This window comes from Mesorhizobium sp. M1066, assembly GCF_040318635.1.
GTDB lineage: Bacteria > Pseudomonadota > Alphaproteobacteria > Rhizobiales > Rhizobiaceae > Mesorhizobium.
On the sequence record NZ_JAMYMR010000002.1, the window covers coordinates 405,340 to 430,180 of the forward strand.

Annotated in this window: 25 protein-coding genes; 10 read left to right on the top strand and 15 right to left on the bottom strand. The window is 62.4% G+C overall.

The window, feature by feature from the left end:
- The first annotated feature begins 76 nt into the window (after positions 1-76).
- Positions 77-1,084, top strand: a complete 1,008-nt coding sequence (locus tag NKH52_RS04970) for a glycosyltransferase family 2 protein (protein WP_352727830.1) — start codon at positions 77-79, stop codon at positions 1,082-1,084.
- A 30-nt stretch (positions 1,085-1,114) separates the two neighbouring features.
- On the opposite strand, the gene NKH52_RS04975 is transcribed toward NKH52_RS04970, so the two are convergent.
- Positions 1,115-1,465, bottom strand: coding sequence for a DUF1330 domain-containing protein (locus NKH52_RS04975; protein ID WP_352727828.1), 351 nt, complete (start codon positions 1,463-1,465; stop codon positions 1,115-1,117).
- Positions 1,466-1,833: 368 nt separating this feature from the next.
- Here NKH52_RS04975 and NKH52_RS04980 point away from each other — a divergent pair, with 368 nt between their 5' ends.
- On the top strand, positions 1,834-2,766 hold the full coding sequence (locus tag NKH52_RS04980) for a glycosyltransferase family 2 protein (protein WP_352727826.1): 933 nt from the start codon (positions 1,834-1,836) through the stop codon (positions 2,764-2,766).
- A gap of 70 nt (positions 2,767-2,836) precedes the next feature.
- Here NKH52_RS04980 and NKH52_RS04985 read toward each other — a convergent pair whose 3' ends face one another.
- The 3 genes from NKH52_RS04985 to NKH52_RS04995 all read right to left on the bottom strand — a co-directional run bounded on the left by NKH52_RS04985 (position 2,837) and on the right by NKH52_RS04995 (position 6,477).
- On the bottom strand, positions 2,837-3,649 hold the full coding sequence (locus NKH52_RS04985) for a DUF1194 domain-containing protein (RefSeq protein WP_352727824.1): 813 nt from the start codon (positions 3,647-3,649) through the stop codon (positions 2,837-2,839).
- Between the two features lie 86 nt (positions 3,650-3,735).
- Positions 3,736-5,562: an ABC transporter ATP-binding protein/permease gene (locus tag NKH52_RS04990; protein ID WP_352727822.1), complete on the bottom strand. Its 1,827-nt coding sequence runs from the start codon at positions 5,560-5,562 to the stop codon at positions 3,736-3,738.
- Positions 5,563-5,694: 132 nt separating this feature from the next.
- Entirely contained in the window at positions 5,695-6,477 is a 783-nt protein-coding gene (locus NKH52_RS04995) for a class I SAM-dependent methyltransferase (protein ID WP_352727820.1), read from the bottom strand.
- Positions 6,478-6,673: 196 nt separating this feature from the next.
- Here NKH52_RS04995 and gloB point away from each other — a divergent pair, with 196 nt between their 5' ends.
- Together gloB and NKH52_RS05005 are read left to right on the top strand one after the other, a co-directional pair.
- A complete protein-coding gene (gloB, locus tag NKH52_RS05000) occupies positions 6,674-7,441 on the top strand; it encodes a hydroxyacylglutathione hydrolase (RefSeq protein ID WP_352675630.1) in 768 nt (255 codons plus the stop codon).
- 19 nt (positions 7,442-7,460) lie between these two features.
- On the top strand, positions 7,461-7,889 hold the full coding sequence (locus tag NKH52_RS05005) for a cupin domain-containing protein (RefSeq protein ID WP_352727818.1): 429 nt from the start codon (positions 7,461-7,463) through the stop codon (positions 7,887-7,889).
- Position 7,890: 1 nt separating this feature from the next.
- Here NKH52_RS05005 and NKH52_RS05010 read toward each other — a convergent pair whose 3' ends face one another.
- The 3 genes from NKH52_RS05010 to NKH52_RS05020 are packed head-to-tail and all read right to left on the bottom strand — an operon-like array spanning position 7,891 to position 10,353.
- Entirely contained in the window at positions 7,891-8,577 is a 687-nt protein-coding gene (locus NKH52_RS05010) for a lysoplasmalogenase (RefSeq protein ID WP_352727816.1), read from the bottom strand.
- Positions 8,574-9,530: an aromatic amino acid exporter YddG gene (gene yddG, locus NKH52_RS05015; RefSeq protein ID WP_352727814.1), complete on the bottom strand. Its 957-nt coding sequence runs from the start codon at positions 9,528-9,530 to the stop codon at positions 8,574-8,576. The genes NKH52_RS05010 and yddG overlap by 4 nt, the downstream gene beginning before the upstream one ends.
- Positions 9,531-9,564: 34 nt before the next feature.
- A complete protein-coding gene (locus tag NKH52_RS05020; RefSeq protein ID WP_352727812.1) occupies positions 9,565-10,353 on the bottom strand; it encodes a DUF3108 domain-containing protein in 789 nt (262 codons plus the stop codon).
- Positions 10,354-10,626: 273 nt separating this feature from the next.
- On the opposite strand from NKH52_RS05020, the gene rpmB reads away from it, so the two are divergent.
- The 3 genes from rpmB to NKH52_RS05035 all read left to right on the top strand — a co-directional run bounded on the left by rpmB (position 10,627) and on the right by NKH52_RS05035 (position 12,527).
- Positions 10,627-10,923 (top strand): 50S ribosomal protein L28, encoded by a 297-nt coding sequence (rpmB, locus tag NKH52_RS05025; RefSeq protein WP_013529373.1) that lies wholly within the window; start codon positions 10,627-10,629, stop codon positions 10,921-10,923.
- Between the two features lie 183 nt (positions 10,924-11,106).
- The gene (locus NKH52_RS05030) at positions 11,107-11,787 is read left to right on the top strand and encodes a queuosine precursor transporter (RefSeq protein WP_352727810.1); all 681 of its coding nucleotides are present in this window, start codon (positions 11,107-11,109) and stop codon (positions 11,785-11,787) included.
- Positions 11,788-11,846: 59 nt separating this feature from the next.
- Positions 11,847-12,527, top strand: coding sequence for a spermidine synthase (locus NKH52_RS05035; RefSeq protein ID WP_352727808.1), 681 nt, complete (start codon positions 11,847-11,849; stop codon positions 12,525-12,527).
- On the opposite strand, the gene NKH52_RS05040 is transcribed toward NKH52_RS05035, so the two are convergent.
- The 6 genes from NKH52_RS05040 to NKH52_RS05065 all read right to left on the bottom strand — a co-directional run bounded on the left by NKH52_RS05040 (position 12,516) and on the right by NKH52_RS05065 (position 18,346).
- A complete protein-coding gene (locus NKH52_RS05040; RefSeq protein WP_352727806.1) occupies positions 12,516-13,004 on the bottom strand; it encodes an SRPBCC family protein in 489 nt (162 codons plus the stop codon). The two genes, NKH52_RS05035 and NKH52_RS05040, sit on opposite strands and share 12 nt — an antisense overlap.
- A complete protein-coding gene (locus NKH52_RS05045; protein ID WP_136620417.1) occupies positions 13,001-13,369 on the bottom strand; it encodes an ArsR/SmtB family transcription factor in 369 nt (122 codons plus the stop codon). The genes NKH52_RS05040 and NKH52_RS05045 overlap by 4 nt, the downstream gene beginning before the upstream one ends.
- Positions 13,370-13,668: 299 nt before the next feature.
- Positions 13,669-14,697: an esterase-like activity of phytase family protein gene (locus tag NKH52_RS05050; RefSeq protein WP_352727804.1), complete on the bottom strand. Its 1,029-nt coding sequence runs from the start codon at positions 14,695-14,697 to the stop codon at positions 13,669-13,671.
- The gene (cobT, locus tag NKH52_RS05055) at positions 14,694-16,595 is read right to left on the bottom strand and encodes a cobaltochelatase subunit CobT (protein ID WP_352441752.1); all 1,902 of its coding nucleotides are present in this window, start codon (positions 16,593-16,595) and stop codon (positions 14,694-14,696) included. Before cobT ends, NKH52_RS05050 begins: the two co-directional genes overlap by 4 nt.
- An 11-nt stretch (positions 16,596-16,606) precedes the next feature.
- Positions 16,607-17,593, bottom strand: coding sequence for a cobaltochelatase subunit CobS (gene cobS, locus NKH52_RS05060; RefSeq protein ID WP_023811073.1), 987 nt, complete (start codon positions 17,591-17,593; stop codon positions 16,607-16,609).
- 123 nt (positions 17,594-17,716) lie between these two features.
- The gene (locus NKH52_RS05065; protein WP_032909134.1) at positions 17,717-18,346 is read right to left on the bottom strand and encodes a J domain-containing protein; all 630 of its coding nucleotides are present in this window, start codon (positions 18,344-18,346) and stop codon (positions 17,717-17,719) included.
- Between the two features lie 181 nt (positions 18,347-18,527).
- Between NKH52_RS05065 and NKH52_RS05070 the strand changes: the two genes are divergently transcribed.
- Positions 18,528-18,830 carry a BolA family protein gene (locus NKH52_RS05070; protein WP_013529365.1) on the top strand — a complete coding sequence of 101 codons (303 nt, stop codon included), beginning with the start codon at positions 18,528-18,530 and terminating at the stop codon, positions 18,828-18,830.
- Between the two features lie 30 nt (positions 18,831-18,860).
- Here NKH52_RS05070 and NKH52_RS05075 read toward each other — a convergent pair whose 3' ends face one another.
- A complete protein-coding gene (locus tag NKH52_RS05075) occupies positions 18,861-20,414 on the bottom strand; it encodes an acetolactate synthase large subunit (protein WP_352727802.1) in 1,554 nt (517 codons plus the stop codon).
- Positions 20,415-20,514: 100 nt separating this feature from the next.
- Complete coding sequence (locus NKH52_RS05080; protein WP_352727800.1) at positions 20,515-21,321, bottom strand: alpha/beta hydrolase; 807 nt, start codon at positions 21,319-21,321, stop codon at positions 20,515-20,517.
- 239 nt (positions 21,322-21,560) lie between these two features.
- On the opposite strand from NKH52_RS05080, the gene NKH52_RS05085 reads away from it, so the two are divergent.
- A complete protein-coding gene (locus NKH52_RS05085; RefSeq protein WP_352727798.1) occupies positions 21,561-23,510 on the top strand; it encodes a PrkA family serine protein kinase in 1,950 nt (649 codons plus the stop codon).
- Between the two features lie 17 nt (positions 23,511-23,527).
- Positions 23,528-24,838: a YeaH/YhbH family protein gene (locus NKH52_RS05090; protein ID WP_127295998.1), complete on the top strand. Its 1,311-nt coding sequence runs from the start codon at positions 23,528-23,530 to the stop codon at positions 24,836-24,838.
- Positions 24,839-24,841: the final 3 nt, after the last annotated feature.

Genomic DNA, 24,841 nt, shown 5'->3' on the forward strand with positions numbered 1-24,841 from the left:
TCACGAGCACAAATTCTTATTGCACGCTGGTTTGACAGCCCGCCGAGAGCGTTATAGCCACATCGGCACTAATAACTTGATCGGTTCAGATATGGCTCAAGAGCGTCCAACGTATTCACTCGTCGTCGAAATGGAGAATGCAAAATCGATCGACTGGGACGAGATCGGCGTTGGGATGAAGGCCTTGGCTCGGGAAATCACATCGGTTTCAGCAACCGGTTTAGTGCGACCAAGGATCGTTATTTCTCACGGGGGAGCAGAGTCGGACGAGGATGCGTTGCGTCGTGAGATTTCGAATGAGGCCCCGCAGCTCGGTCAGGTTGCCGAACTCGTCTTCACGGCTTTCCCTGGCGGCCGATATTACGACCTGAAGAACAACGGCATGCTGGCATCGGACGGAGATATCGTCATCTTTATGGATTCCGACGTGGTCGCGGAACCAGGATGGCTACCAGGACTGCTTGAGCCCTTTGAAAACTCTGAAGTTATCTGCGCAAACGGATATACATACCTCTCATACGACGATTTCTTTTCAAGAACGTTTGCGTTGATCTGGTTTTTCCCGATGGCCCGTGGAGACGGGCGATTTGCCTCGAAGCGAGCGATCAACGCTAACAATGTAGCGTTTCGACGCGAGTGGATCGTCAGCCATCCTTTTCCAAAACATAACGGCTTCAAGGTTTCCTGCACTTTGCTGATGCGCGAACTGCTGCGGGAGGGCCACAAAATTCTTAATGTCGACGCACGCGTTTATCACTATTCGCCGCGGGGCTGGCGGTTCTTTTACTGGCGCGCCCTGGTTACAGGTCGCGACGCCGACCGGAAGTTCGTTGCGCTCAATTCGCCGAGCCGCGCGCGACGGATAGTCAAGTCTTTCAGCCGGTGGCTCACCATGTCATGGCGCACGACACGACGGATCGTAGGCCATGCCCGGGAAACGGGGATGCCGCTTTGGCAGGTTCCCTTTTCTCTGATTGTCGGTCAGGCATTTTATGGTTTGGCGTTTTGGGGCCAGTTCAGTTTTGCGACTGGCATGGTTCGTGACAAAATTGAAACTGTGCCCGACTATGTTGGGCACAGCTAGACGCTTTACCGCCATTCCTTGAACCGCGGTTCAGCGTCCAATTGATCCTTGACCCGTCGATTGTTCCAGAATATCCGTGGCCTTGTGCGGATGTTCGACGCCGTCGACGAACACGACATCGGCCTCCGAATTGTCCGTGCGCAGCGCCAGTATCGCCCGGTAGGCGGGCGAATTGTACCAGCCACGCACATGCTGCCTGTCGGGAAATTCTATGATGATTAGATGGCCAGGCCAGTCGTTCTCGATCACCTCGACATCGCCGCCATGAACCAGAAAACGGCCGCCGAAAGGTTCCAGCGTGGCATCGATCTTGTGCAGATATTCGACGATCTGCGGACCCATTGCGGCTTGGCGCATATGGGCGACGGCGTAAGCGGCCATGACTGGACTCCCTTGTCATCGAAGCCGAGTTGCCGGCCTCGCATGGGCAATCTGACCAAACGCCGAGCGCTAAGCGATTACGTCTGAGGTAATGAGATGTATGCTACCTGTCATGATGGGTTGCTTCCATGGTGATTCGCAATGCTATGTGCGGCGGTGCTGTTGCAATTGGAACGCTAGCAGCGGGGATTCGTTGTCTCGCGCGGATTGAGTACCGGCACGGTGGGTGACAGGGGCAGTCGTTTTTTGTAGCGTCGCGCCGACTGTGATGCGGTGTAGAGGAAGGGAAGTCCAATCCATTCGACCGTTCTGAAAATCGAAAAGTCCTGGACAGACGCGCAACCCTGCGCAGGAAACAGCTGACAGACATGGCCGGGATCCAACCGACACCTCTCATCACGGTCATTACGCCGACCCACAACCGACGCGAAACGGTGTTGCGCGCCGTGGACAGCGTACTCTCCCAGAGCATGTCGAGGCTTGAGCACATTGTCGTCGACGATGGTTCGACTGATGGAACCGAAGCGGCGCTGGCCCGTATCCAGGACCCGCGGCTGATCTATGTCGGGGCGAAATGGCGAGGCGCCAACGCTGCCAGGAATGCCGGCATCGAGCGCGCGCGGGCACCGTTGGTGACGTTCCTCGATTCCGACGACATCTACATGCCGCACCGGCTTGAACGAACCCTGACCTGGTTCGATGAGAATCCTGCACTGCAAGTGCTGATCAGTTCGTTCGTGTCCCTGAAAGGCAATCGCATCACAAACTGCGTCAACCCCGAGGCGTTCGCGAGCCCCGCAATGCTGGAGCGGGCGCTGGTTGGGCAGACCATCTTCATTGCCGGCTCCGCGATCACCGCTCGCCGCGAAGCCTTGCTGGCCATCGGCGGCTACGACAGCGACATCACCCGCATGCAGGATCGCGAATTGCTGCTGCGCCTTGCCCGGCGCTTCGGTGCGCAGTTATCCAGGGATCTGGACTGGACGAAATACAATTCGGAGAACTCGATTTCCGGCCGCCGTGACGGCTATGTCGAGGCCTATGCGAACCTGATGGGCAAACATCCGCATATTGCCCATGCCTACCCGCACATTCCGCCTTACATGATCTCGCGGCAGCTCATCGCCGACATCCTGCGAGGCAGGATACCGGAGGCATTTCAGGGCTACATGGCCAACCGTTCATCCAAAACGCTTGGCTATTCGCTGCCGGAATTGATGCAAGGCTATGTCCATGGCCGGCGCTGGCGCCGCGATCTCTCCAACGAGTTTCGCAATCAATTTGGTGCCCGGCCCGCTTAAACCGATAGGGATTCCGGGAAATTGTGGAACGGTTTTTCCTCCGGATCGCGTTAACCCCTCTGTCGAGAGCTCAACGGTCAAGTTCGGGAAAATACGGATCCGATAGAAACCGCCTGTCCCGTTCGCCTTGCAGGCAGTCTATCGGCGTCGCCGCGTCGACGGGGATGCTTCTCACCTCGTCCTGAATGCCGCTCACTTCCAGGATCAGCTTGCGCCGGATGGCTGTCGAAAACTCGGCGGCGGCATAGATAGGCAGCACGAAGGAACCGGGTCCGCCGGTCACGCACTGCGCGTAATACTGGTCGAGATGGCTGAAGGTGGGCGACGGGCTGATCAGGATCGGCAGGCCGTTGACGACGATGCCTTTGGCAGTCGCCGCATCGCGCGTCGCGGTGACCGGCGGCCCGATATTGTTCGGTCCGTCGCCCGAAATGTCGATGACGCTGCGTTCGCCCTGGAAAGACGTGCGGTCGAAAAGCTCGGTGCCGAAGGCCAGCGCGCCGGAAATCGAAGTGCCGCGAAAGCTGCGGAACGGACGAGCCGCGACCTTGTCGGCAAAGCTGTTCGCGCTCTCGGCACTATCGATAATCTGCCAGCCGATAACCGCGTCGTCGCGCACCGTGCCGGCCCATTCGAAATAGGTCAGCGCTATGCGGCCCTTGGCGCCGGCGCGGACAGCCTTGATGAAGTCGGGATGCCGCAGCGCCTCGACATAACCGGCCCGCTGCAGGGCGAACTCCTTCTCGTCCATCGACAGCGAGATGTCGACCGCCAGCACCAGCTCGACGTCGACGGCGAGCGCATCCGGCGGCGAGGCGGCCGGGGCAGCCTGGGCAGCCTGGGCGCAGGCAAGACAGGCAAGCAGGCGCAGAGCATCAAGCATGGCCGTCGCCAAGATTGTTTCTCCCGAGGAGCTTCCCTCGCGATCGCGGCAAAATAAAGCTTTGCTTCCCTCGCCCGGAAATCAGCTCATTTCTTGCGACGAGCGGCGGCTGGCGGCGGTTCGATCGCGCCGGCCCTGACGCGGGCGGGCTTCAGGGCTGGCGCACCGGAATCCTTGACGATCGTCAAAGCGCGCGGGAAGAAGTGGTTGTTGTGCTGGCCGCGCCCGATGTTGAGGATTGCTGTCCTCGGCAAACGCTTCTCGAGCATCGACAGCACGCGTCTTAGCGATGGGCCGTCGAACGCATCCAGCGCTTCATCGATGATCACCCATTTCGGCTGCCGCAACGCGAGCCTGGCGAAGGCCAGCGAGCGTTGTTCGTCATCGCCCAACTCATGGTCCCAACGCCCGGCGCGGTCGAGCGACGAGGATAGCCGTCCCAGACCGACCTCGGCCAGCACCGCCGAAATGTCGGCATCGTTCGCCGGCGCGGGCCCGTTCGGGTGATCGAGGACCTCGCGCAACGTGCCGACCGGAAAATAAGGCACGCGCGGCACGAATATGGGGGTTTCTCCCGCCGGCAGGCCGATCCGGCCGCTTCCCCATGGCCACAGGCCGGCAATGGCACGAAAGAACAGCGTCTTGCCCGCACCGGGGTCGCCGGTGATCATCACGCGCTCGCCGGGGCGGATTTCGACATGCGGGTCGGCGAGTCTGGTGCAACCCTCCGGCGAGGCCACTTCGAGCTTCTCGAAAGTCAGGCTGCCATTGACGTTTTGGCCGAAGGCGATGCGCTTTTCGGTGTCATGCAGCGCATCGGTTTCATCGAGCGCGATGCGGAAATCGGCCACGCGCATCAGCGTGGCGCGCCAATCGGCGATACTGCCGATGTTGTTGATGAACCAGCGCAAGGAGGAGTGGACCTGGTTGAAGGCGCCGACCGCCATCATCAGCCCGCCAAAGCTGATATCACCTGAGAAATAGACCGGCGAAGCGACCAGTATGGGCGCCACGACGGTGATCCAGCCATAGGTGTCGGTCACCCAGGACAGGTTGATCTGGGCGGTGTAGATGCGCCGCATGGCGCCCAGCACCGTGCCGAGATCGAGTTCGAGCCGCCGCCTGGCGTCGGCCTCGCCATGATACAACGCAATGGCATCGACATTCTCGTTGACGCGCACCATCGAGGAGCGCAGCTCGGCTTCGCGTGTATAGCGGTCGCTGTTCAGGCGGATGAGCGGGCGCCCGACCAGCCAGCTCAGCCAGGAGGCGATGCCGGCGTAAAGGATGGCGGCCCAGACCATGTAGCCCGGTATGGCCAGCGAGGTCCCGCCGATGTGGAACACGAAGCCCGAGGACAGCTCCCACAGCACCCCGACGAAGGACACCAGCAGGATGCACGACTGCAGCAGGCCGACGCCGAGATCGGTTGACAGGTCGGACAGATGCGCGGCGTCCTGCTGCATGCGCTGGTCGGGATTGACGCCGATGGCGCCGGCATTGGCCAGCCGGAAGGCGCGCGCCGGCCGCATCCACTGATCGATCAGATCCAGCGTCAGCGCCTCGCGCAGTTTGAGCCTGATCATCTGGTTGAGCCAGGTCTGGCCGATATTGAGCACCAGCAGCCCGCCGGCGATCATCGCGAAGACGAAGAGCTGGTGCAGGAAGGCCGCCATGTCGCGGCGCGCAAGCGCATCGTAGAAAGGCTGGTTCCAGCGGTTGAGCAGAACTTGGCCGATCGACGTTGCGATGATCACGGCCATGATGCCGACCAATGTCCACTGCAACCATTTGCGAACCGGCGATCCCGCCAGCGCCCGCCGGATCGTCATCACCTGATCGCGCAGGCTGCTGGCTTCGACCGCCACGGCAACCGGCTGAACGGCGGCGGCATTGTCCGGTTGATCAGCCATGGCCGAGGTCCTCGCGTCAGTGCTGAAACCGGATGGAGAAACTTGACAGGCGTTCGTATGGGCTGCCGGATGGGCTGTCGGTCCGCTTGCGACAGATAGGCAGGGAAACGACGTCAGGCACGCTTGCCGTGATCACGAAGCCGTCACCTGCGCAGCCGAGGGCTTGGCATCGGCATTGTGACGGCCAAGCCGGGTGGCGCCATGCGGCGACAGCACCGGCACGAAGACGCGGCGCGAGGCGCGCTGGACGACAGGCACGCCTTGATAGAGCCGTTTCTGCGCCTCGACGACGATGACGCCGGAAAAGATCGGCCACAGCCGCCGGCCGGCGCGCTCCAGCACATTGTGGAAGCGCATCATGAAACGGCGCCGTGACGGCGGAAAGAACAGCGCATCGGACCAGGCGGCGGGCGTGAAATTGGCCTCGCGCAGCAGTTCCGTAAGCTGGTCGCGCGAAAAAGGCCGGCCATTGCCGAACGGGGTGTGCTCGAAGCGCGCCCAGACACCGCGCCGGTTGGGCACGACGATGACCACGCGGCCAGCCGGCGACAGCACGCGCCAGATCTCGTTCAGCGTCTCACGCGGGTTCTCGACATGTTCGAGCGAATGGACGAGCAGCATGCGGTCGATGCAGGAATCGACCAGCGGCAGTTCCTCGTCGAAGACCAGTGCCGTCGCCGTCGGCCCTGTCGCCGGCCACACCACCGCGCCCTGCGTCGCCGGCATGAAGGCGAAGACCCGCTCGGCGTCGGTGCCGAACCGCTCCAGCCACGGCAAGGTGTAGCCCAGACCAACCAGCCGCTCGTTGGGCACGACCGCCCATATCGACGACAACGCCATGGTGATCGAACGCTCGGCGAAACGGCCGAGTGTTGTCGAATAGAAGGAGCGAAGATCGACGATGTCGGAATGCATGGCAGGGATGTAGCCGCGATATCGGCGGGTTTCAACAACAGGCCGCGACGACCTGGCATTCCGGGAATGTCACTAGACATTGCGGGACGTCGTTCAACGTCCCGGAATGTTGCTCAACATCCAGGATGTCTTCAACATCCAGGATGACATCCACGCGCCGGCGCCCTATGTCTGCGGCCATAAACGGAGAGATGCGATGCCGGTCGAAATCGAACAGTTCATGTGCCGCAGCGACAATTTCGGCGTGCTGGTGCATGATCCCAAAAGCGGCCAGACCGCGATCATCGACGCGCCCGAGGAAGCGCCTATCCTGGCCGCGCTCAAGCGCACCGGCTGGACGCCGACGATGATCCTGACCACGCATCATCACATGGATCACGTTGAGGCCAATCTGGCGCTGAAAGAGCGCTTCAAGCTGCGCATCGTCGGCCCGGAAGCGGAAAAGGCCAAGATCCCCGGCATCGACGAGACCGTCGAAGACGGCTCGGTTCTCCATCTTGGCGATGAAAAGATCGAAGTCATCGCCACGCCCGGCCACACCGCCGGCCACGTTTCCTACTATTTGCCGGCTTCGGGTGTGGCGTTCACCGCCGACACGCTGTTTGCGCTGGGTTGCGGACGGCTGTTCGAATGCAAGCCGCCGGTGATGTACGATTCGCTGAAGAAGCTGGCCGCGCTTCCGGCCGAAACGATTATTTATTGCGGTCATGAATACACGCTCGCCAACGCCCGTTTCGCACTGACCGTCGACCCGACGAATTCGGCATTGAAGGAACGCGCCGCCAAGATCGAAAAGCTGTGCGCCGACAATAAGCCGACGCTGCCGACGACGATCGGCGAGGAGCTGTCGACCAATCCCTTCCTGCGCTGGCACGATCCGGCGATCCGCAAGCATCTGGGGCTGGAGAAAGCTTCGGACGCCGAGGTCTTTGCCGAAATCCGCAAGCGCAAGGACAATTTCTAGGCCCGGTGGTATCGTCGCCATGACCAGCTCCGCAGAAGTCATCGCGACGCTCGGGCTGAAGCCGCATCCGGAAGGCGGCTGGTATGCCGAGACCTTTCGCGATGGCACCGGCGGCGCGCGCGGCCATTCGACTGCCATCTATTTCCTGCTTGAGGACCATCAGGTTTCGGCCTGGCACCGGGTCAAGGACGCCGCCGAGGTCTGGCATTTCCATGCCGGCGCCCCGCTGGCGCTGGCGATGTGGGAGGAAGGCAGTGCCGTTGTGGAGCAGGTCCTCGGCATCGATCTCGCAGCCGGTGAGCGGCCGCAGATCGTCGTGCCGGCGGAATGGTGGCAATCGGCGCGCAGCCTGGGCGAATGGACACTGGTCGGCTGCACCGTCGCGCCGGGCTTCGAGTTTGCAGCTTTTGAGCTGGCGGCACCCGGCTGGCAGCCTGGACAGTCCTAACTCAATAAGAAGCCTGATTTAGCAGGAAGCCTAGCGTGATCGCGAGTTGGGCGGCGTAGTACAGCGCCCAGACGGCGAAACGCATCCAGGCACGATGCGGCGAGATGGCGGCCACAAGGAATTTCTCCGTGGCGAGCAGCCCGTCCGACGCCATGAACAGCACGGCGCCCCCGATCACCCACATATTGCTTGTTGTCAGCGCCGAGATGCCCATTGCCAGGATCGCCGCGATATAGACGGTGATCGGGATACGCAGGCTGGGACCGACACGACGCCACAGCGCCGCCAGCACGATGACCACGAACACCGCCATGGCGAGCGCGATCGCTCCGCGCCACGGCTCGGCGCCAAGCACTCCCAACCCGCCACCGCTGCGCAGGAACAGCGCGACATAGACGATGTGAGCGACGAGAAAACTGGCCAGCCCGCCGAGAAAGGACTTTTCGCCGTCGCGCGACAGGAAGGCGTCGCCAACGGCGCTGAGTGCGAGCGCGGCGACCAGCAGCAGCGGGCCGCCCTGCAGCCCCGCCAGAACGGCAAGCATCGCCACGGCAAGCGTCTTTGCCGCCGAGCGGGCGAGCGTCGGCGGCATGCCAAGCGTGAAGGCGTAGATGACCGCCGCCGCCAGCGAAAAAATCAGTGTCGCATTGGCATTGGCGTCGATGCCGCCCGCAAACGGCATCGTCATGCCTTGGCTCCGCCTTCGGATGCCCGGGCTCCGTCTTCGGATGCCCCGGCTCCGCTTTCGGATGCCTCGGCTCCGCTCTCGACCGCAGCCGGCTTGCGCAGGAACAGGGATTTTGCGGCGAGCACCGCGCCACCGGTGATGAGCACGCAGGCGGCGAGGATGCGCAGCGACGGCTCGGCGACGCCGGCCGCGATCAGCACCAGCGTCGACAACAGCGGCGCCGCATAGCTTGCAGCACCCAGCACCTGGATGTTGCCGCGCTTGACGCCGATGTCCCAGGCATAGAAGGCGGCACCCACCGGCATCAGGCCAAGGCCGAGCACGGCCAGCCACTGGCCGACACCGTCAGGCAGAATCGTCTGTTCCAGCGCCAGGTGGCAGGCGAGCGACAGCACCGCGGTCGCCGCGCAGAACCAGGTGACGATGCTGGTCGGCACCGACGGGAAGCGCCGCGACAACAACGAATAGGACGACCACAGCACGGCACAAACGGCGGCCATGGCATAGCCGAAGGCGTAGCGGGCATCGAAAGCGAGGCCACCGCCCTTGGTGACGATCAGCACGGTGCCGGCAAGGCCGAGCAGCGCACCGACGACATGGTTCCAGGCCAGGTTTTCGCCCGGCATCAGCGCCGAGCCGAGCACGATCAGCAGCGGCCACAGATAGGCGATCAGGCTCGCCTCCACCGCCGGCGCATTGCGCAGCGCGGTGAAATAGAAAAAATGGTAGCCGAACAGGCCGGCAATGCCGATCAGCCACACCTGCTGCGGTATCTTCTGGCTCTTGTCGGGTGCCGGCATGAACAGCCGCGCGACGAGCCCGACGCCGGTGCCGATCGAGAAGGTGATCGCCGACAAGAGGAACGGCGGCACCTGGCCCGATGCGTCGGTGAGCAGTGCGAGGAGCGCCCACATGGCGACCGCCGAAAAGCCGATCAGTGTTGCGCGCCCCATTCTGTCTCCAGTGGCGCGCCAATTCCGCGCCTGGCTATTGTACGGCTTCGAAACGCCCGGCGCTGATGGTCAAGGTGCCGATCTGCGTGCCCACCGTGGCATGGATCGGCGCATATACGCCGGTTTGGCCGAGCGGTGCAAACGTCACCATCATGCGGCTTTTGTTCTTGAGATAGTTCAGCGCCTTGCGGCCCTTGCGATAGCCCGCCACCGGCTCGAACCCCATCTGGCAGGTGACGGTGTCGCCCTTGTAACCTGGGACCGAGATCGTGCCTTTCGACGCGTAGGTCAACGTCAGGTCGGCACGCATCTCGCCGTCATAGAACTTCACCGTGCGGCCGCAGACCTGGTCGAGACTGTCGGCATGAATGACGGTGGCGGCCATAGGATCAAGCACCGAGGCCAAGTCGCCGGCACCGAGCGGCACCCAGTTCTTAGGGTCGCGTTTGCCCGGTGCCGGTATGACCTTCGTCGAGGTGACCCTGCCATTGGCAAAGCGGATATCGACCACCGATGCCTTCTTGCCGGAGGTGTAGTCGGCGCGGAATGCCTGCGGCACCATTTTCTTGCCCGCGATCGTGCCTTTGGATGAGATCGTGCCGCGCGTGTCGTCGAACAGCTTGGCCAGCCCTGCCGCGGTGACACTGCCTTGGATCGCGTAGGCGCCGTTCTCATAGCGGCTGGAAAACGTTGATTTCGCTATCGAAAGACCAAGAAACGACACCGTGTACTCGCCCTTGAACGACTGCGGCGAGGCAGCAGACGCGGCGGACGGCAAAGCTATGGCAAGCATGGCAACAAGGGCATGTGGCGAACGAAGCATGGCGGGATCGGGTCCTTGATTTTCGGCCGGAGGCGGGCAACTCCGGTCTGGCATGTCCCTATGGAACCGCTTATAGGATGAATTCCGGCCTTAATATGAAAATGCCGGGCGCGCCGTGGGCAATGCAGGGGCTGGGCAAGCCGGAGCTTGACGCCTCGGCGAAATGCAACTATGGAACGCCAACTTTTTCCATAAGGCCGCCTGACCAGAACCGCGCGCCACCCGGCGTGGGCTTGAGTGTTTGGCAGACCCCGAGAACTGAAGGTTAGAACAATGTCCCGCACCTGCGAACTCACTGCCAAGGCAGTCATGTCCGGCAACAATGTGAGCCACGCCAACAACAAAACCAAGCGTCGCTTCCTGCCGAACCTCGTCAATGTGACGCTGATTTCGGAAGCGCTGAACCAGAACGTGCGCCTGCGCATTTCGGCCAACGCGCTGCGTTCGGTCGAACATCGCGGCGGCCTCGACGCCTTCCTGGCCAAGGCCGACGTCAAGGAATTGTCGCAGCGCGCCCGTTTGCTGAAAAAGCAGATCGCCAAGAAGACCGCCGAGCAGGCTGCCGCTTAAAACAGTTCAAAGGCGGGGGACGACCGCCCTGGCCGACCTCTTGTTGGCCTCTGGCCAACATCTTGTTGGCCTGAGCATCGGATCGAAGCCGCAAGGTTTTGGCAATCCGGTGCCCACATACGAAGGCAAGCATCGCCCGCATGGGCATGGTGCTTGGCTGGTTCCATTACCCAGGATAAAAAAATGACTTCCTTCTCGCGGTATTTGCCATTCGTGGCCGCCATGGCGCTTGTCGTCGTGGCATCGAACATTCTCGTGCAATTCCCGATGCAGGGCCAGATCGGCGGCCTCTCGCTGGCCGACATTCTGACCTGGGGGGCCTTCACCTATCCCTTCTCGTTCCTGGTCACCGACCTCGCCAACCGCCGCTACGGCCCCACTGTGGCGCGCCGGATCGTCTTTGTCGGCTTCATGACGGCGGTGATCTGCTCGATCCTTGTCCCGCCCTTCCTGTTCCGCCACGGCCTGATCGAATTCGAGACCGCCGCCGACCGGCTGGTCCGCATCGCGGCCGCGTCCGGAGCGGCGTTCCTCAGCGCGCAATTGCTCGATGTCACCGTCTTCAACCGGCTGCGCCGGCAGAGTTGGTGGCGCGCGCCGATCATCGGCACGCTGGTCGGGTCGGTGTTCGACACCGCCGTGTTCTTCACCGTCGCTTTCTCGGCTGCCTTTGCCTTCGCCGGACCAAACGACGGCTTTGCGTTGGAAAACGCACCTTTGATGGGCGTCTTCCACGTCGAGGCGATGCGCTGGATTTCTTGGGCGCTTGGTGATCTCTCGGTGAAACTGATCATCGCCGTCGTGGCGTTGATCCCCTACCGTCTGCTCGCCGCCCGCTGGAGCCAGCCGGCGGTTGCGGCTTAAGCCATGATCCCGAAGAGTGGGACCCGGTTTTCGGAAAAGATCATGGTCGGACAAAGATCATGATCCCGTGGGTCCAGCTCGATTCGGCCAAGATCCCGGATGGCGCACAAGAACTTCGCCTCAAGCGGCGCGGCACCGAATTCTCGATCATGCTGGGCACCAACGAACTGATGAACAGCCGCCTCAGCGGTTCCGAGAAAGCGCTGGCAAAACTGTCCTGCGAGCGGATTGCCGGCCATAGCCGGCCCACAATCCTGATCGGTGGGCTTGGCATGGGTTTTACCTTGCGCGCCGCACTCACAGAATTGGCCAATGATGCCGGAATCGTCGTCGCCGAACTGGTGCCCGCCGTCGTCGCCTGGGCACGTGGCCCGATGGCCGAAATCTTTGACGGCTGTCTCGACGATCCTCGCGTCATCATCCAGGAAACCGATGTCGGGCAGTTGATCCGGTCGCGGCCCGCGGCCTGGGACGCCATTCTGCTCGATGTCGACAACGGCCCGGAAGGCATCGTCCACAAATCCAACGACGCACTTTACAGCGTGCAAGGCCTCGCAGCCGCACGCAGCGCCCTGAAACCCGGCGGCGTGCTGGCAGTGTGGTCGCAAGGCCCAGACAGCGGCTTCACGCGGCGGCTGAAGCAGGCAGGCTTCGCGGTCGAAGAGGTCAATACGCGCGCCAACGGCAAGCGCGGCGCGCGCCATGTCATCTGGATCGCCGCCAACGGCTCACGATCCTGACTTCTGAAGTTCCGCAGCAAGGGCCTCCAGCAGCCCACGGGTTCCCTCTTCTCGTCCCTTGGCGGAATCGACACCGTCGAAAAAGGCGCCCTGCTCGGTATAGGTTAGTCGCGTGCCATCGCCTGAGGGTATCAGCTCGACAGTGGTGAGCGATGCCGACATTGGTTGCGGCCCGATCGCCATCCGATAAGAGAAAACAATGCGCCGGTCGGGAACGATGTCCTGGAACTGCGCGTCAAGCCTGACCTCTGGACCGCCGGCATAGCTGAACCGCGACACCTCGCCACCACCGACGCGAAAATCGAAGCTGAATTCGGCGATGGCAAAACCATCGCCATCGATCCGCCAGCGCCGCACGGTCGCCTTGTCGGCAAAGGCATGGAACACACGGGTTGGCGATTGCGGATAGGTCCGCTCGATGGTGAATGTGGAGTGGATGACGGAATGCTCGTCTTTGACGGGGGCGATCTGGTTCATTGCTGCTCGTCCTTTTCCTGGTCCTGATTTTTCTTGGGGGATTGATCTGTCTCGGCCAGGATCTGGCCAAGCCGGTCGAGGTGGCGTTCCGCCGGTATGCGGCGTTCGGTAATCCAGTCGGCGAGCGGAGCAAGCCCGCCTGGCTCGATCCGGCAGGTACGCACCCGCCCGATCTTTTCGCTGCGGATCAGCCCGCAGGCCTCCAGCGTCTGCAGATGTTGCAGGACTGCCGCGAATGTCATGCCGAACGGTTCCGCCAGCTGGCTGACCGTGGCCGGTCCACGGCTCAACCTTTCCAGGATCTGCCGGCGTGTCGGCTCGACAAGAGCGCGAAGGATGCTGTCGATCTCGGAATAGTTAAGCATGGACTTGAGTATTACGGGGTTGGCGTCAATTGTCAAGTCTGGACTAAAGTGTTTTGGCGATGAACAGTCGACCCCACTCCGTCGAGCTTCGCTCGCCACCTCTCCCCGATCGACGGGGCAGAGGAGGGCGTTTCCCCATCGACGGGTGGAGGAAGGATATGCGTTCGCCAGACCAAACTTCTTCCTCTTCCTCCGGAGGGGGAGGTGGCGCTGCGGAGCAGCGACGGAATGGGGGAAGGCGTCCGACCAAATCGAACCCGCCGTTGAAAACCCTCAAAGCTTTGCAGTTGGAGCGCCGCTCAATCCTGGTGCAGGATGAATTCCAGATAGAGGTTGCGCTGCAGGATCGAGTGGTTGTCGTCGGAGATCAGCGACACCATCTGCGCGCCGTCGTCGCGGGTCCAGACGTCGAGCCCTTCCATATTGTCGATCTGGTAGCCCATGTCGGCCTCCAGCAGCACCGGCCCGTCGGCGACGGCGCCCTTCTCGACGCTCTCGCCATAGATGCGCCGCAGCCGCATCTTGACGCCTCTGGCCATCGAAAAACTGCGCTCCAGAAGCAACAGATCGCCATCCGGCAGGAAGGCGCCGTCGGTGATGTCGAAATCGCCATTGCGCTTGACGGTGAAGACGCCCTTGTGCGGGCCTTCGATGATGGCGGCATAGATGTTGCCAGCCTTGTCGAGGCTCTTCTCGGAGACCACGACAAGCCCACCCTCATGCTGGCCGTTGGCATCGGCATGGGTGACAGTCTCGAAGCCGCGATTCTGGCGCAATTCCCGGGCCGGAACCACGAAATCCAGCTGCTTGAACGGCGCCTTCATGTCAGTGGGGTCGATCTTGAACTGAGCGACATGGTGATCGCGCTCGAAGCCGACGGTGGCGATGCCGTCCTTGACCGCGAGGCCTTCCGCATCGACCTCCCATTTCTTATCGATCGGCCGGCCGGCCTCGTCGACCATCTGCTGCATGCGGAAATTCTGGATGCCGGACGGTCGCTTGTCGGCGTCGCGGACCACCGTGCCGAAGAACCAGAAGCCGGTGTCGGCAACGCCGATGAAATCACCGCCGGCTTTCAGGAAACGGAAGGCCGACAGCGCACCGAAATCGCGAATCGGCGAAGTCATTTCCAGCCCGCCGACGAATTCGAGCGGACCGAACTGCTTGTCGGCATGGCCAATGTGGAATTCGGCGATCGGTCGGGCCGAGACTTCGACCGGCTCGACCGAGGTAGAATCAGCTGAACCGGCTGCCGCCGAAGCCACGCCGGAAAGCAGGGCGACGGCGGCGAAAAGCGTCTGCTGAAAGCCGCCGCGCCTGGAAATCATCCGGCGCGCCGCATACCACCGCCGCGTCGCGTATCCTTCGCGCTTTCCTCGGCGAACAGCGAAGCCAGCTGCTCGGTCATGGCGCCGGCCAGTTCCTCGGCATCGACGATGGTGACAGCCCGGCGGTAGTAGCGCGTGACGTCGTGGCCGATGCCGATGGCCAGCAGTTCCACCGGCGAACGCGTCTCGATCAGCTCGATGACGGCGCGCAGATGGCGCTCGAGATAATTGCCCGGATTCACCGACAGCGTCGAATCGTCGACCGGCGCCCCGTCCGAGATCATCATCAGGATCTTGCGCTGCTCGGGCCGGGCGATCAGCCGGTTGTGCGCCCACAGCAGCGCCTCGCCGTCGATATTTTCCTTGAGCAGGCCTTCGCGCATCATCAGGCCGAGATTGCGCCGTGCCCGCCGCCACGGATGGTCGGCGGACTTGTAGATGATGTGGCGCAGATCGTTGAGCCGGCCAGGATTCGGCGGCTTGCCGTCCTTCAGCCATTTCTCGCGCGCCTGGCCGCCCTTCCAGGCCCGCGTGGTGAAACCGAGGATCTCGACTGAGACGCCGCAACGCTCCAGCGTGCGGGCCAATATGTCGGCGCAGGTTGCCGCGACCGTGATCGGCCGGCCGCGCATCGAGCCGGAATTGTCGAGCACCAGCGTCACCACCGTGTCGCGGAATTTGGTGTCGCGCTCCTGCTTGAACGACAGCGGCTGCATCGGGTCGATGACTACCCGCACCAGCCTTGCCGGGTCGAGGTAACCTTCTTCCAGGTCGAAATCCCAGGAGCGGTTCTGTTGTGCCATCAGGCGACGCTGCAGCCGGTTGGCCAACCGCCCGACGACGCCGGACAGATTGGCCAGCTGCTTGTCGAGGAAGGCGCGCAGCCGGTCGAGCTCTTCTTCTTCGCACAGCTCCTCGGCCCCGACCGTCTCGTCGAAAGCCGTGGTGAAGACCTTGTAGTCGATCTCCTTCGGCAGATTGGTGAAGGGATTGTCGTTGCGGCGCGCCTCGCCGGGCGTTTCGGCATCGGCGTCGTCATCGTCGGACAGGTCGTCCGCGGTGGCGTCGGAGGCTTCGGTCTCGGCCGACTGTTCGTCATCGGCCGAAGCTTCGGCGTCCTCGGACTGCGACTGCTCGGAGCCGGAATCCTCTTCGCCGCCCTCCTCGCTCTGCTCCTCGCCTTGCGGCTGGTTGTCGTCATTGTCCTCGGAATCTTCCGTCTCTTGGTCGTCGCCGAGCTCCTCGGCCATTTCCATGGAGGCGAGCATCTCGCGCACGACCCGGGCGAACGCCTGCTGGTCGCCGAGCTTGGCCGACAACCCGTCGAGATCGGCCTTGGCCTTTTCCTCGACCCAAGGGCGCCAGAGTTCGACCAGCCGCTCGCCGCTTTTCGGGATCGGACGGCCGGTGAGCTTCTCGCGCACCATCAAGGCGAGTGCTTCCTCGATCGGCGCGTCGGCCTTGTCCTTGACGTCGACGAGATTGGCCTTGGCGTATTTGTCCTCCAGCATCGAGCCGATATTGTCGGCGACGCCTTGCATGGCGCGTGAGCCTATCGCCTCGACGCGAGCCTGTTCGACCGCGTCATAGATGGCGCGGGCCGCCTTGCCTTCCGGCGCCAGCTTGGTGTGGATGCGCACATCGTGGCAGGCGCGCTTCAGCGCCATGGAATCGCCGAGGCCGCGGGTGATCGCGATATCGGTCTTCGACGCCTTCTTCGGCAATTCTGGCAGACGCGCACGGCTGCCGGCGAGCGCCGGCCGGTCCTTGGCGAAGCCGACCTCCAGCTCCTTGTCGCCGGCGATGGCGCGCATGCAGACGGTGACGGCGCGCTTGAAGCTGTCGGCTTCAGAACCCGTCTTCGACTTGTTGCGCGTGTTGTCGCCCGGACCCGCCATCGAGACTCTGCTTAGCCCAGCACCACGTTGGCGGCGCTCTCGGGCAGATCCTCGCCAAAGGCGCGCTGGTAGAACTCGGCCACCACCGAGCGTTCCAGTTCATCGCACTTGTTGAGGAAGGTCAGCCGGAACGCCATGCCGATATTGCCGAATATCTCGGCATTCTCGGCCCAGGTGATCACGGTGCGCGGGCTCATCACGGTCGACAGATCGCCGTTGATGAAGGCCGAACGTGTCATGTCGGCGACGCGCACCATCTTGTTGACGATGTCCTTGCCCTTGCTGTCGCGATAGTGCTTGGCCTTGGCCAGCACGATGGCGACTTCGTTGTCGTGCGGCAAATAGTTCAGCGTGGTGACGATCGACCAGCGGTCCATCTGCGCTTGGTTGATCTGCTGGGTGCCGTGATAGAGGCCAGTGGTGTCGCCGAGGCCGACCGTGTTGGCGGTCGAGAACAACCGGAAGGCCGGATGCGGGCGGATGACCCGGCTCTGGTCGAGCAGCGTCAGCCGGCCCGACGATTCCAGCACGCGCTGGATGACGAACATCACATCCGGACGGCCGGCGTCGTACTCGTCGAAGCACAGCGCGACATTGTGCTGGTAGGCCCAGGGCAGGATGCCGTCGCGGAATTCGGTGATCTGCAGGCCGTCCTTGACCACGATCGCGTCCTTGCCGACGAGATCGATACGGCTGACATGGCTGTCGAGGTTGACGCGCACGCAAGGCCAGTTGAGGCGGGCGGCAACCTGTTCGATATGGGTCGACTTGCCGGTGCCGTGATAGCCCGACACCATGACGCGGCGGTTGTAGGCAAAGCCCGCAAGGATCGCCATCGTCGTGTTCTTGTCGAAGAGATAGTCCGGGTCGATGTCGGGCACATGCTCCGATGTCACCGAATAGGCCGGCACCACCATCTTGGACTCGAAGCCGAATTTCTCCTTCACCGACACCGTCGTGTCGGGCAGATTGGCGATGTCACGATCGACCTTGTTCATATCTCTCAACGTCTCCACGGGCGAAACGTCTGATTTCGCCGGCAATCGATTTTGTCCGGGGGCGGTCTTAGAGCCTTTTCCAACCTTATGAAAGTTGGAAAACGACACAAACCGTATGGCCGCTCAGCACAGGCCCGCCTGTTTGAGCACGCGATAGGCCTGCAGCACATCGCGGAACCGGTCTTCCGAACCTCTGTCGCCACCATTCGCATCCGGATGGTGCTGTTTCACCAGTTCCTTATAGCGCGCCTTGATCTCCTTGCCAGTCGCCTTTGTATCAAGGCCAAGCGTTTCCAGCGCCTTGGCCTCAAGCGGCTTGGCCTTGCGCTCGCGCGCCTCGCGCGGATCCTTCGGTCCCTTGAACAGGTCGAACGGGTCGCGCATGCGGTTATAGTAGCCGGCCCGGCCGGAACGCATCTGGGCCATATCGGGCGACGACCGCGTCGAGGCCCCGTTGGCGCCCATCTTCCAGGTCGGCCGGTGCCCGGTCATGGCTTCCTTCTGGAAGCGCGCGACCTCGGTGTCCGGCACGCCGGAAAAGTAGTTGAAGCCCTTGTTGTACTCGCGCACATGATCGAAGCAGAAATGGAAATACTCGCCCTCCTTCATGCGCCCGACCGGCGCACGATGGGTGCCCGCTTCCTTGCAGCCGTCCCACTGGCAGATCGGCGAGTGCGACTTCAGCTCCGCGTCCTTGTCGGGGCGGACGCGAATCTTCTCGAAATATTTGGGGTACGGCTTCATCTTACCCATTTATGGGGCGTTCGCAGATGCGAAACAAGAATTGACATTTTCGCGATCATCGCCCTAACCGCTGAATCGCGGCATAAAGCAGGCGAATGGCGGATTTTGTTGCACGGCGGCGGCCCCTCGCGAAACCGATTTTCGGTTTCCAGGCCGAGACGCCAGCGATATTTGGTGAAGGGAGATGGCGATGTCCATACAGGCGACCATGGAAGACAAGCTCAATAAGGCATTTTCGCCGGACAGGCTGGTCATCATCAACGAGAGCCATCTCCATGCCGGCCACCACCATCACGGCTCCGACCATCACGGCACTTACGACGGCACCGGCGAGACGCATTTTCGCGTCCGCGTCGTCGCTTCCGCCTTTGCCGGCATGAGCCGCATCGACCGTCACCGCGCCGTCAATGAACTGCTTGCCGACGAATTGAAGGCCGGCGTGCACGCGCTGGCGATCGAACCGGCGGCTCCCGGCGAAAAGACCCGCTGGTAGCTCGGTTCCGCCTATCGTTTTTCGCCGCGCTCAGAGCACCGCTTCGATGAGGAACGGCCCGCGCCGTGACAGCGCGCTGTCCAGCAGCGCCTCGAAGCGCTCGCACGTATCGGCGCGGGCCGCCTCCACGCCCATGCCTTTGGCCAGCGACACCCAGTCGAGCGAGGGATAGTCGAGGTCGAGCATGCGCCTGGCGTTCTCGCCGATGGCGCCGACGCCGACATTCTTCATCTCGCCATGCAGGATCGCATAGGTTCGGTTGGAAAACACGATCGTCACCACGTCGAGCTTTTCCCGCGCCTGCGTCCACAATCCCTGCACCGTGTACATGCCGCTGCCATCGGCCTCGAGATTGATCACCTTGCGGTCCGGACAGGCGATTGCCGCCCCGGTCGCCATCGGGATGCCGCCGCCGATCGATCCGCCCGTGCCCATCATGTAGTCGTGCGGCGCTGCAAAGGCCGACAGCGCGAAGAAACGCCTGGCCGAGGTGACCGCTTCATCGCAAATGATCGCATCGGCCGGCAGTTTGCGCGCCACCGACAGCGCGATCGCATCTTCCGTCAGCTTGCCGCTCGGCGTTGCCTCGTCGGGAAAAGCGGCCGCGAGCACCTGTCGTTGCTGCGGCTTGATGCCAAGTTCGTCGCGAAGCGCCTCCAGCGCCGCATGCAGATCGTCGCCATGGGCGGCCAGTGTCAGCACCTCGCAGCCTTCCCGTACGAGCCGTCCCGGTTTTCCCGGATAGGCGAAGAAGGCAACCGGCTCCTTCGCGCCGACCAGGATCAGAACATCGACATCCCTGAGCACAGCCATCGCCGCGTCGACCGGATAGGGAATGCGGGTCGGCGCGACACGCCCGCGCCCGCGTTGCATCCGTGCGATCAGAACCTCGCCGAATAGCCGGACGTCGCTGCCCGTCGAGATTTGCCCGGCGATGGCGAGCGCACCGGCGCGTGCGGCCTTTCCGCGAACGATCATGCCTGCCCGGCCCGGAGCGGCACGGATCGCCGCGGCGACCTTGCGCACGGCGTCCATATCGACGGCCGGCGCTGGCACCAGCTTCACCTTGCCGACCGAAACCGCGTCGACTTCGCCCCAGGCGGCATCCGCCGGCAGGATCATCGTCGCGACGCCGGGTGGTGTCAGCGAGGCGCGAAAGGCTGCTTCAGCTGCCGGCGCGATATCGGCCGGGCCCTTGACGCGGCCGACCCAGTTGGACATCGGCGCCGCAAGGCTTTCGATATCGCTGGTGAGCGGGGCATCGAGCGGCAGATGGTAAGAGGCGTGGTCGCCGACGATGTTGATCAACGGGCTGAAGGCACGCCGGGCATTGTGCATGTTGGCGAGACCGTTGGCCAGGCCGGGACCGGTATGCAGCAGCGTCGCGGCCGGCCGATCGGTCATCCGCGCATAGCCATCGGCGGCCCCGGTCACCACGCCCTCGAACAGCCCGAGCACGCAACGCATTTTCGGCTTGCGGTCAAGTGCTGCAACGAAGTGCATTTCGGAGGTGCCGGGATTGGCGAAGCAGACCGTCACATCATTGGCCAGAAGCACGTCACACAGGACATCGGCGCCGTTCATGCAATTCCCTCCCGCTCACGATCGAAGAGCACTTGCACCCGGGCGCGCCCGCACAGCAATGTCCCGCCACCACTTTTGATCTGATCCAGTGCCGTAAAGATCAGCCAACCGTCGATTTCAGGAATGCCAGCGCGGCCGCGGTCAGCGCGTCGCCATCCTCGCCAAAGTCGCGATTGATCGACATGTGCGAATAGGCGCTGCCGTCGAACAGCGTAACCTTGGTGCCCGTCGCGCGCAGGCGCTCGGCAAAGGCCTTGGAGTCCTCGCCGCGGCCAGGGGCGCGCGAATAGGCAATGAACGTCGGCGGGTGCCTGCGGCCGTCGACATGGCTGGCCGGCGACAGTGCCGCCCATTGCGCGGCATCGGAAAAGACGCGGGCATAGGCCCGCACCATGCCGCCCTTCTTGGCAAGTGCTGCAAGATCATAGGCCCTGGTGTCGTCGAGAATGAGCGCGGCTATGCCGGGCAACCCGCCGCGCATGCCGGTCAGCGCAATCAGATGGCAGCCGGCCGAATGGCCCATGCCGACGATGCGGTTGGGATCGCCGCCATGTCGGGCGATGTTGGCCCTGATGTAGGCGTAGGCCTTTTCGACGTCACCGGCCTGGGTGGCGACCTCGGCCTGCGGCAACATGCGGTAATCGATGGAGACGAAGCAGAAGCCGTTGGCGAGCAGGAAGGCCGGTTTGGCGTCGACCTGACTGCGTTTGCCAAACTGCCAGGTGCCGCCATGAACGAAAAACACGACCGGCAGGCCCATTGCATCATCGGGCGCATAGATGTCGAGCTTGGCCGGCCCGTAGTCTAAGGTTTTTGGCGTGGGTCGGCGTGTTTCCGACGCGGCCGATGCTTCCAACGGCAGCATCGCCGCCACCGAGGCCATGATCAGGCTTCGTCGATCGATCATCACTGTCTCCTGGCGAGGCAAGACTGCACGCGGCGGCCCCAGCCGTCCAGTCAGGGATTCGCAACACACCCGCTACCCGCGCTGAATACCGCCGCACCGAGCGCCTTGATCCCGGAGTGGCCTCAAATCCTTATGATCGCAGCCACCTCTTCACATGAAGGGAACAAACGGCACCCCCCGACAGTTGAATGCGAGGTGAGCCGAATGGAAGCCACAGCGGCTCCGAGGGCAAAAGCATCATGCGAGAGAACCAGTCTGACGTCTTCGATCTGTTTTCGGAAATTTACACCAACGCGGCGCAGGAAGAGATCAGCATCCAGCAGTATCTCCTTGCCTGCCGAGAAGACAGATCAATGTATGCCTCGGCGCCTGAGCGGATGGTCGAGGCGATCGGCGAGCCGAACCTGGTCGACACCAGCAAGGATGAGCGGCTCGGCCGCATTTTCTCCAACCGGACCCTGAAAGTGTACCCCTCCTTTGCCGATTTCTATGGCATGGAGGACACAATCGAGCGCATCGCCGGCTATTTTCGCTATGCGTCCCAGGGGCTCGAGGAGCGCAAGCAAATCCTCTATTTGCTCGGCCCCGTGGGCGGCGGCAAATCGTCCCTTGCCGAGCGGCTGAAGAAGTTGATGGAACAGCGCCCGATCTATACGCTGAAGGTCGGCAACCAGGTCAGCCCGGTTTTCGAATCGCCGCTGGGCCTTTTCCATCCCGATCGCATGGGCGACCTGCTGGAGGATAAATACGGCATTGCCCGACGCCGGTTGAATGGGCTCATTTCGCCATGGGCGGCCAAGCGCCTCGATGAACTCTCCGGCGACATTTCCAAGTTCAGCGTCGTCAAGCTGATGCCTTCGCGGCTGCGCCAGATCGGCATCGCCAAGACCGAGCCCGGCGACGAGAACAATCAGGACGTTTCGGCCCTGGTTGGCAAGGTAGACATCCGGCAATTGGAAAATTTCAGCCAATCCGATCCGGACGCTTATTCCTACAGTGGCGGACTGAACCGGACCACCCAGGGCCTGCTTGAATTCGTCGAAATGTTCAAGGCGCCTATCAAGGTCCTGCATCCGCTGCTGACCGCCACCCAGGAAGGCAGCTACAACGGCACCGAAAATTTCGGCGCCTTTCCCTACCAGGGGATCATCGTGGCCCATTCCAACGAGTCGGAATGGCTGCAGTTCAAGAACAACAAGAACAATGAGGCTTTTCTCGATCGCATCCTCGTGGTCAAGGTGCCGTATTGCCTGCGGATAACCGAAGAGCGACATATCTACGAGAAGCTGCTGCGGGAGAGCGAATTGGCCGCCAGTCCCTGCGCTCCAGAGGTGCTGGACATCCTCAGCCGGTTTACCGTCTCGACCCGCTTGGCCGAGCACGACAATTCGCCGCTCTACACCAAGATGCGCGCCTATGATGGCGAGAACCTCAAGGAAGTCGACCCCAAGGCCAAGTCGGTTCAGGAATATCGGGACGCCGCTGGCGTCGACGAGGGCATGGCAGGCGTCAGCACGCGCTTTGCCTTCAAGATCCTGTCGCAGACCTTCAACTATGACACCGAAGAGGTGGCCGCCGACCCCGTGCATCTCATGTACATCCTGGAGGAGGCAATCAAGCGCGAACAGTTTCCGAAGGAGACGGAAGCCGCCTATCTGGAGTTCATCAAGTCCGAGCTGGCCGCGCGGTATGCCGAATTCATCGGCCATGAGATCCAGAAAGCCTATCTGGAATCGTACAGCGAGTACGGCCAGAACCTTTTCGACCGCTACATCGCCTACGCCGACGCGTGGATCGAAGACCAGGACTACAAGGATCCTGACACCGGCCAGATCCTCAACCGCGAAATTTTGGACAACGAGCTTTCGCAGGTCGAAAAACCGGCCGGCATCGCCAATCCCAAGGACTTCCGCAACGAGGTGGTGAAATTCACGCTGCGCGCCCGTGCAAGAAACCATGGCCGCAACCCGGCGTGGACAAGTTACGAAAAGCTGCGGGAAGTCATCGAAAAACGCATGTTCGGCCAAGTCGAGGACCTCTTGCCGGTGATCAGTTTCGGCTCCAAGCAGGACAGCGTCACGGAAAAGCGGCACAATGAATTCGTGCAGCGGATGGTCGAGCGCGGCTACACCGAGCGGCAGGTTCGTCGCCTTGTGGACTGGTACATGCGGGTGAACAGGGCGGGTTAGAGAACCCGGATGGTTCCATGCCGATCTTCATCGACCGCCGCCTGAACCCGAAAGACAAGAGTCTCGGCAATCGCCAGCGCTTCCTCCGACGCGCGCGCGAGGAATTGAAGCGGAGCATACGCGACCAGATCCGCACCGGCAGGATTGCCGACGCGGATTCCGAGCACGCCGTGCGCATGCCCGAAAGAGGCACAAGCGAGCCGAGCTTCAACAACGCCCGCGACAGCGGCAAGCGCCAGCACATCTTGCCGGGCAACAGGCATTTCTCCGCTGGAGACCTGATCCCCAAGCCCGGCGGAGGCGGCGGGGGAGCATCGTCCCCGGGAAACAAGGCATCCGAGGACGACTTTCGTTTCGTACTGTCGCGCGAGGAAGTGCTCGATCTATTCTTCGAGGATCTCGAGCTCCCGGACATGGTCAAGCTCAACCTCAAAGAGATCCTTGCCTTCAAGCCGCGCAGAGCCGGCTTCGCCGCCACCGGTTCGCCCACCAACATCAATGTCGGCCGCACGATGCGCAACAGCCACGGCCGCCGCATTGCGCTGAGGCGCCCCAAGCAGGTCGAACTGGATGCGATCCTCGAGGAAATCGCCTCGCTCGAGTCGGCGCCATCCAGCGTCGACGCGCGCCAGCGTATCGCGGCATTGCGCGAAGAGCTTGACCGGCTGGAACGACGCCGCCGTCGGATTGCCTACGTCGATCCGGTCGACATCCGCTTCAACCGCTTCGATTCCCGGCCGGTGCCGAACGCCAATGCCGTCATGTTCTGTCTGATGGACGTGTCCGGGTCCATGGGCGAGCGCGAGAAGGATCTGGCCAAGCGCTTCTTCGTGCTGCTGCACCTGTTCTTGAAACGACGCTACGACCGCATCGAGATTGTCTTCATCCGCCACACGCACCTGGCTCAGGAGGTCGACGAGGAGACATTTTTCTACAACACCCAAAGCGGCGGCACTGTCGTTTCCACCGCGCTGGAGGAAATGCACCGTATTATCGCCAGCCGCTACCCGGCCCACGACTGGAACATCTATGCCGCCCAGGCCTCGGACGGCGACAATTTCGCCGGCGATTCAGAGCGATGCATTTCGCTGCTCAACGGCGAGCTCATGCGGCTGTGCCAATATTTTGCCTATGTCGAGATCATCGACGAGCGTGAAGCCCATATTTTCGGCTCGACCGAAAACGGGACGTCGCTGTGGCGTGCCTATAACGCCATCGACCAGAAGTGGCCGAACTTCCAGATGAGCCGCATCGCCACACCCGCCGATATCTACCCGGTCTTTCGCCAGCTCTTCGGCAGGCAGCCGGCCTCCCTCAAGAGAGCGTGAGGG

What these genes read in the sequence shown, in the direction of transcription:
- NKH52_RS04975 (WP_352727828.1), bottom strand. Translation starts at nt 1,465, where the DNA reads ATGGCCGCTTACGCCGTCGCCCATATGCGCCAAGCCGCAATGGGTCCG.
- NKH52_RS04980 (WP_352727826.1), top strand. Translation starts at nt 1,834, where the DNA reads ATGGCCGGGATCCAACCGACACCTCTCATCACGGTCATTACGCCGACC.
- NKH52_RS04985 (WP_352727824.1), bottom strand. Translation starts at nt 3,649, where the DNA reads ATGCTTGATGCTCTGCGCCTGCTTGCCTGTCTTGCCTGCGCCCAGGCT.
- NKH52_RS04990 (WP_352727822.1), bottom strand. Translation starts at nt 5,562, where the DNA reads ATGGCTGATCAACCGGACAATGCCGCCGCCGTTCAGCCGGTTGCCGTG.
- NKH52_RS04995 (WP_352727820.1), bottom strand. Translation starts at nt 6,477, where the DNA reads ATGCATTCCGACATCGTCGATCTTCGCTCCTTCTATTCGACAACACTC.
- gloB (WP_352675630.1), top strand. Translation starts at nt 6,674, where the DNA reads ATGCCGGTCGAAATCGAACAGTTCATGTGCCGCAGCGACAATTTCGGC.
- NKH52_RS05005 (WP_352727818.1), top strand. Translation starts at nt 7,461, where the DNA reads ATGACCAGCTCCGCAGAAGTCATCGCGACGCTCGGGCTGAAGCCGCAT.
- NKH52_RS05010 (WP_352727816.1), bottom strand. Translation starts at nt 8,577, where the DNA reads ATGACGATGCCGTTTGCGGGCGGCATCGACGCCAATGCCAATGCGACA.
- yddG (WP_352727814.1), bottom strand. Translation starts at nt 9,530, where the DNA reads ATGGGGCGCGCAACACTGATCGGCTTTTCGGCGGTCGCCATGTGGGCG.
- NKH52_RS05020 (WP_352727812.1), bottom strand. Translation starts at nt 10,353, where the DNA reads ATGCTTCGTTCGCCACATGCCCTTGTTGCCATGCTTGCCATAGCTTTG.
- rpmB (WP_013529373.1), top strand. Translation starts at nt 10,627, where the DNA reads ATGTCCCGCACCTGCGAACTCACTGCCAAGGCAGTCATGTCCGGCAAC.
- NKH52_RS05030 (WP_352727810.1), top strand. Translation starts at nt 11,107, where the DNA reads ATGACTTCCTTCTCGCGGTATTTGCCATTCGTGGCCGCCATGGCGCTT.
- NKH52_RS05035 (WP_352727808.1), top strand. Translation starts at nt 11,847, where the DNA reads ATGATCCCGTGGGTCCAGCTCGATTCGGCCAAGATCCCGGATGGCGCA.
- NKH52_RS05040 (WP_352727806.1), bottom strand. Translation starts at nt 13,004, where the DNA reads ATGAACCAGATCGCCCCCGTCAAAGACGAGCATTCCGTCATCCACTCC.
- NKH52_RS05045 (WP_136620417.1), bottom strand. Translation starts at nt 13,369, where the DNA reads ATGCTTAACTATTCCGAGATCGACAGCATCCTTCGCGCTCTTGTCGAG.
- NKH52_RS05050 (WP_352727804.1), bottom strand. Translation starts at nt 14,697, where the DNA reads ATGATTTCCAGGCGCGGCGGCTTTCAGCAGACGCTTTTCGCCGCCGTC.
- cobT (WP_352441752.1), bottom strand. Translation starts at nt 16,595, where the DNA reads ATGGCGGGTCCGGGCGACAACACGCGCAACAAGTCGAAGACGGGTTCT.
- cobS (WP_023811073.1), bottom strand. Translation starts at nt 17,593, where the DNA reads ATGAACAAGGTCGATCGTGACATCGCCAATCTGCCCGACACGACGGTG.
- NKH52_RS05065 (WP_032909134.1), bottom strand. Translation starts at nt 18,346, where the DNA reads ATGGGTAAGATGAAGCCGTACCCCAAATATTTCGAGAAGATTCGCGTC.
- NKH52_RS05070 (WP_013529365.1), top strand. Translation starts at nt 18,528, where the DNA reads ATGTCCATACAGGCGACCATGGAAGACAAGCTCAATAAGGCATTTTCG.
- NKH52_RS05075 (WP_352727802.1), bottom strand. Translation starts at nt 20,414, where the DNA reads ATGAACGGCGCCGATGTCCTGTGTGACGTGCTTCTGGCCAATGATGTG.
- NKH52_RS05080 (WP_352727800.1), bottom strand. Translation starts at nt 21,321, where the DNA reads ATGATCGATCGACGAAGCCTGATCATGGCCTCGGTGGCGGCGATGCTG.
- NKH52_RS05085 (WP_352727798.1), top strand. Translation starts at nt 21,561, where the DNA reads ATGCGAGAGAACCAGTCTGACGTCTTCGATCTGTTTTCGGAAATTTAC.
- NKH52_RS05090 (WP_127295998.1), top strand. Translation starts at nt 23,528, where the DNA reads ATGCCGATCTTCATCGACCGCCGCCTGAACCCGAAAGACAAGAGTCTC.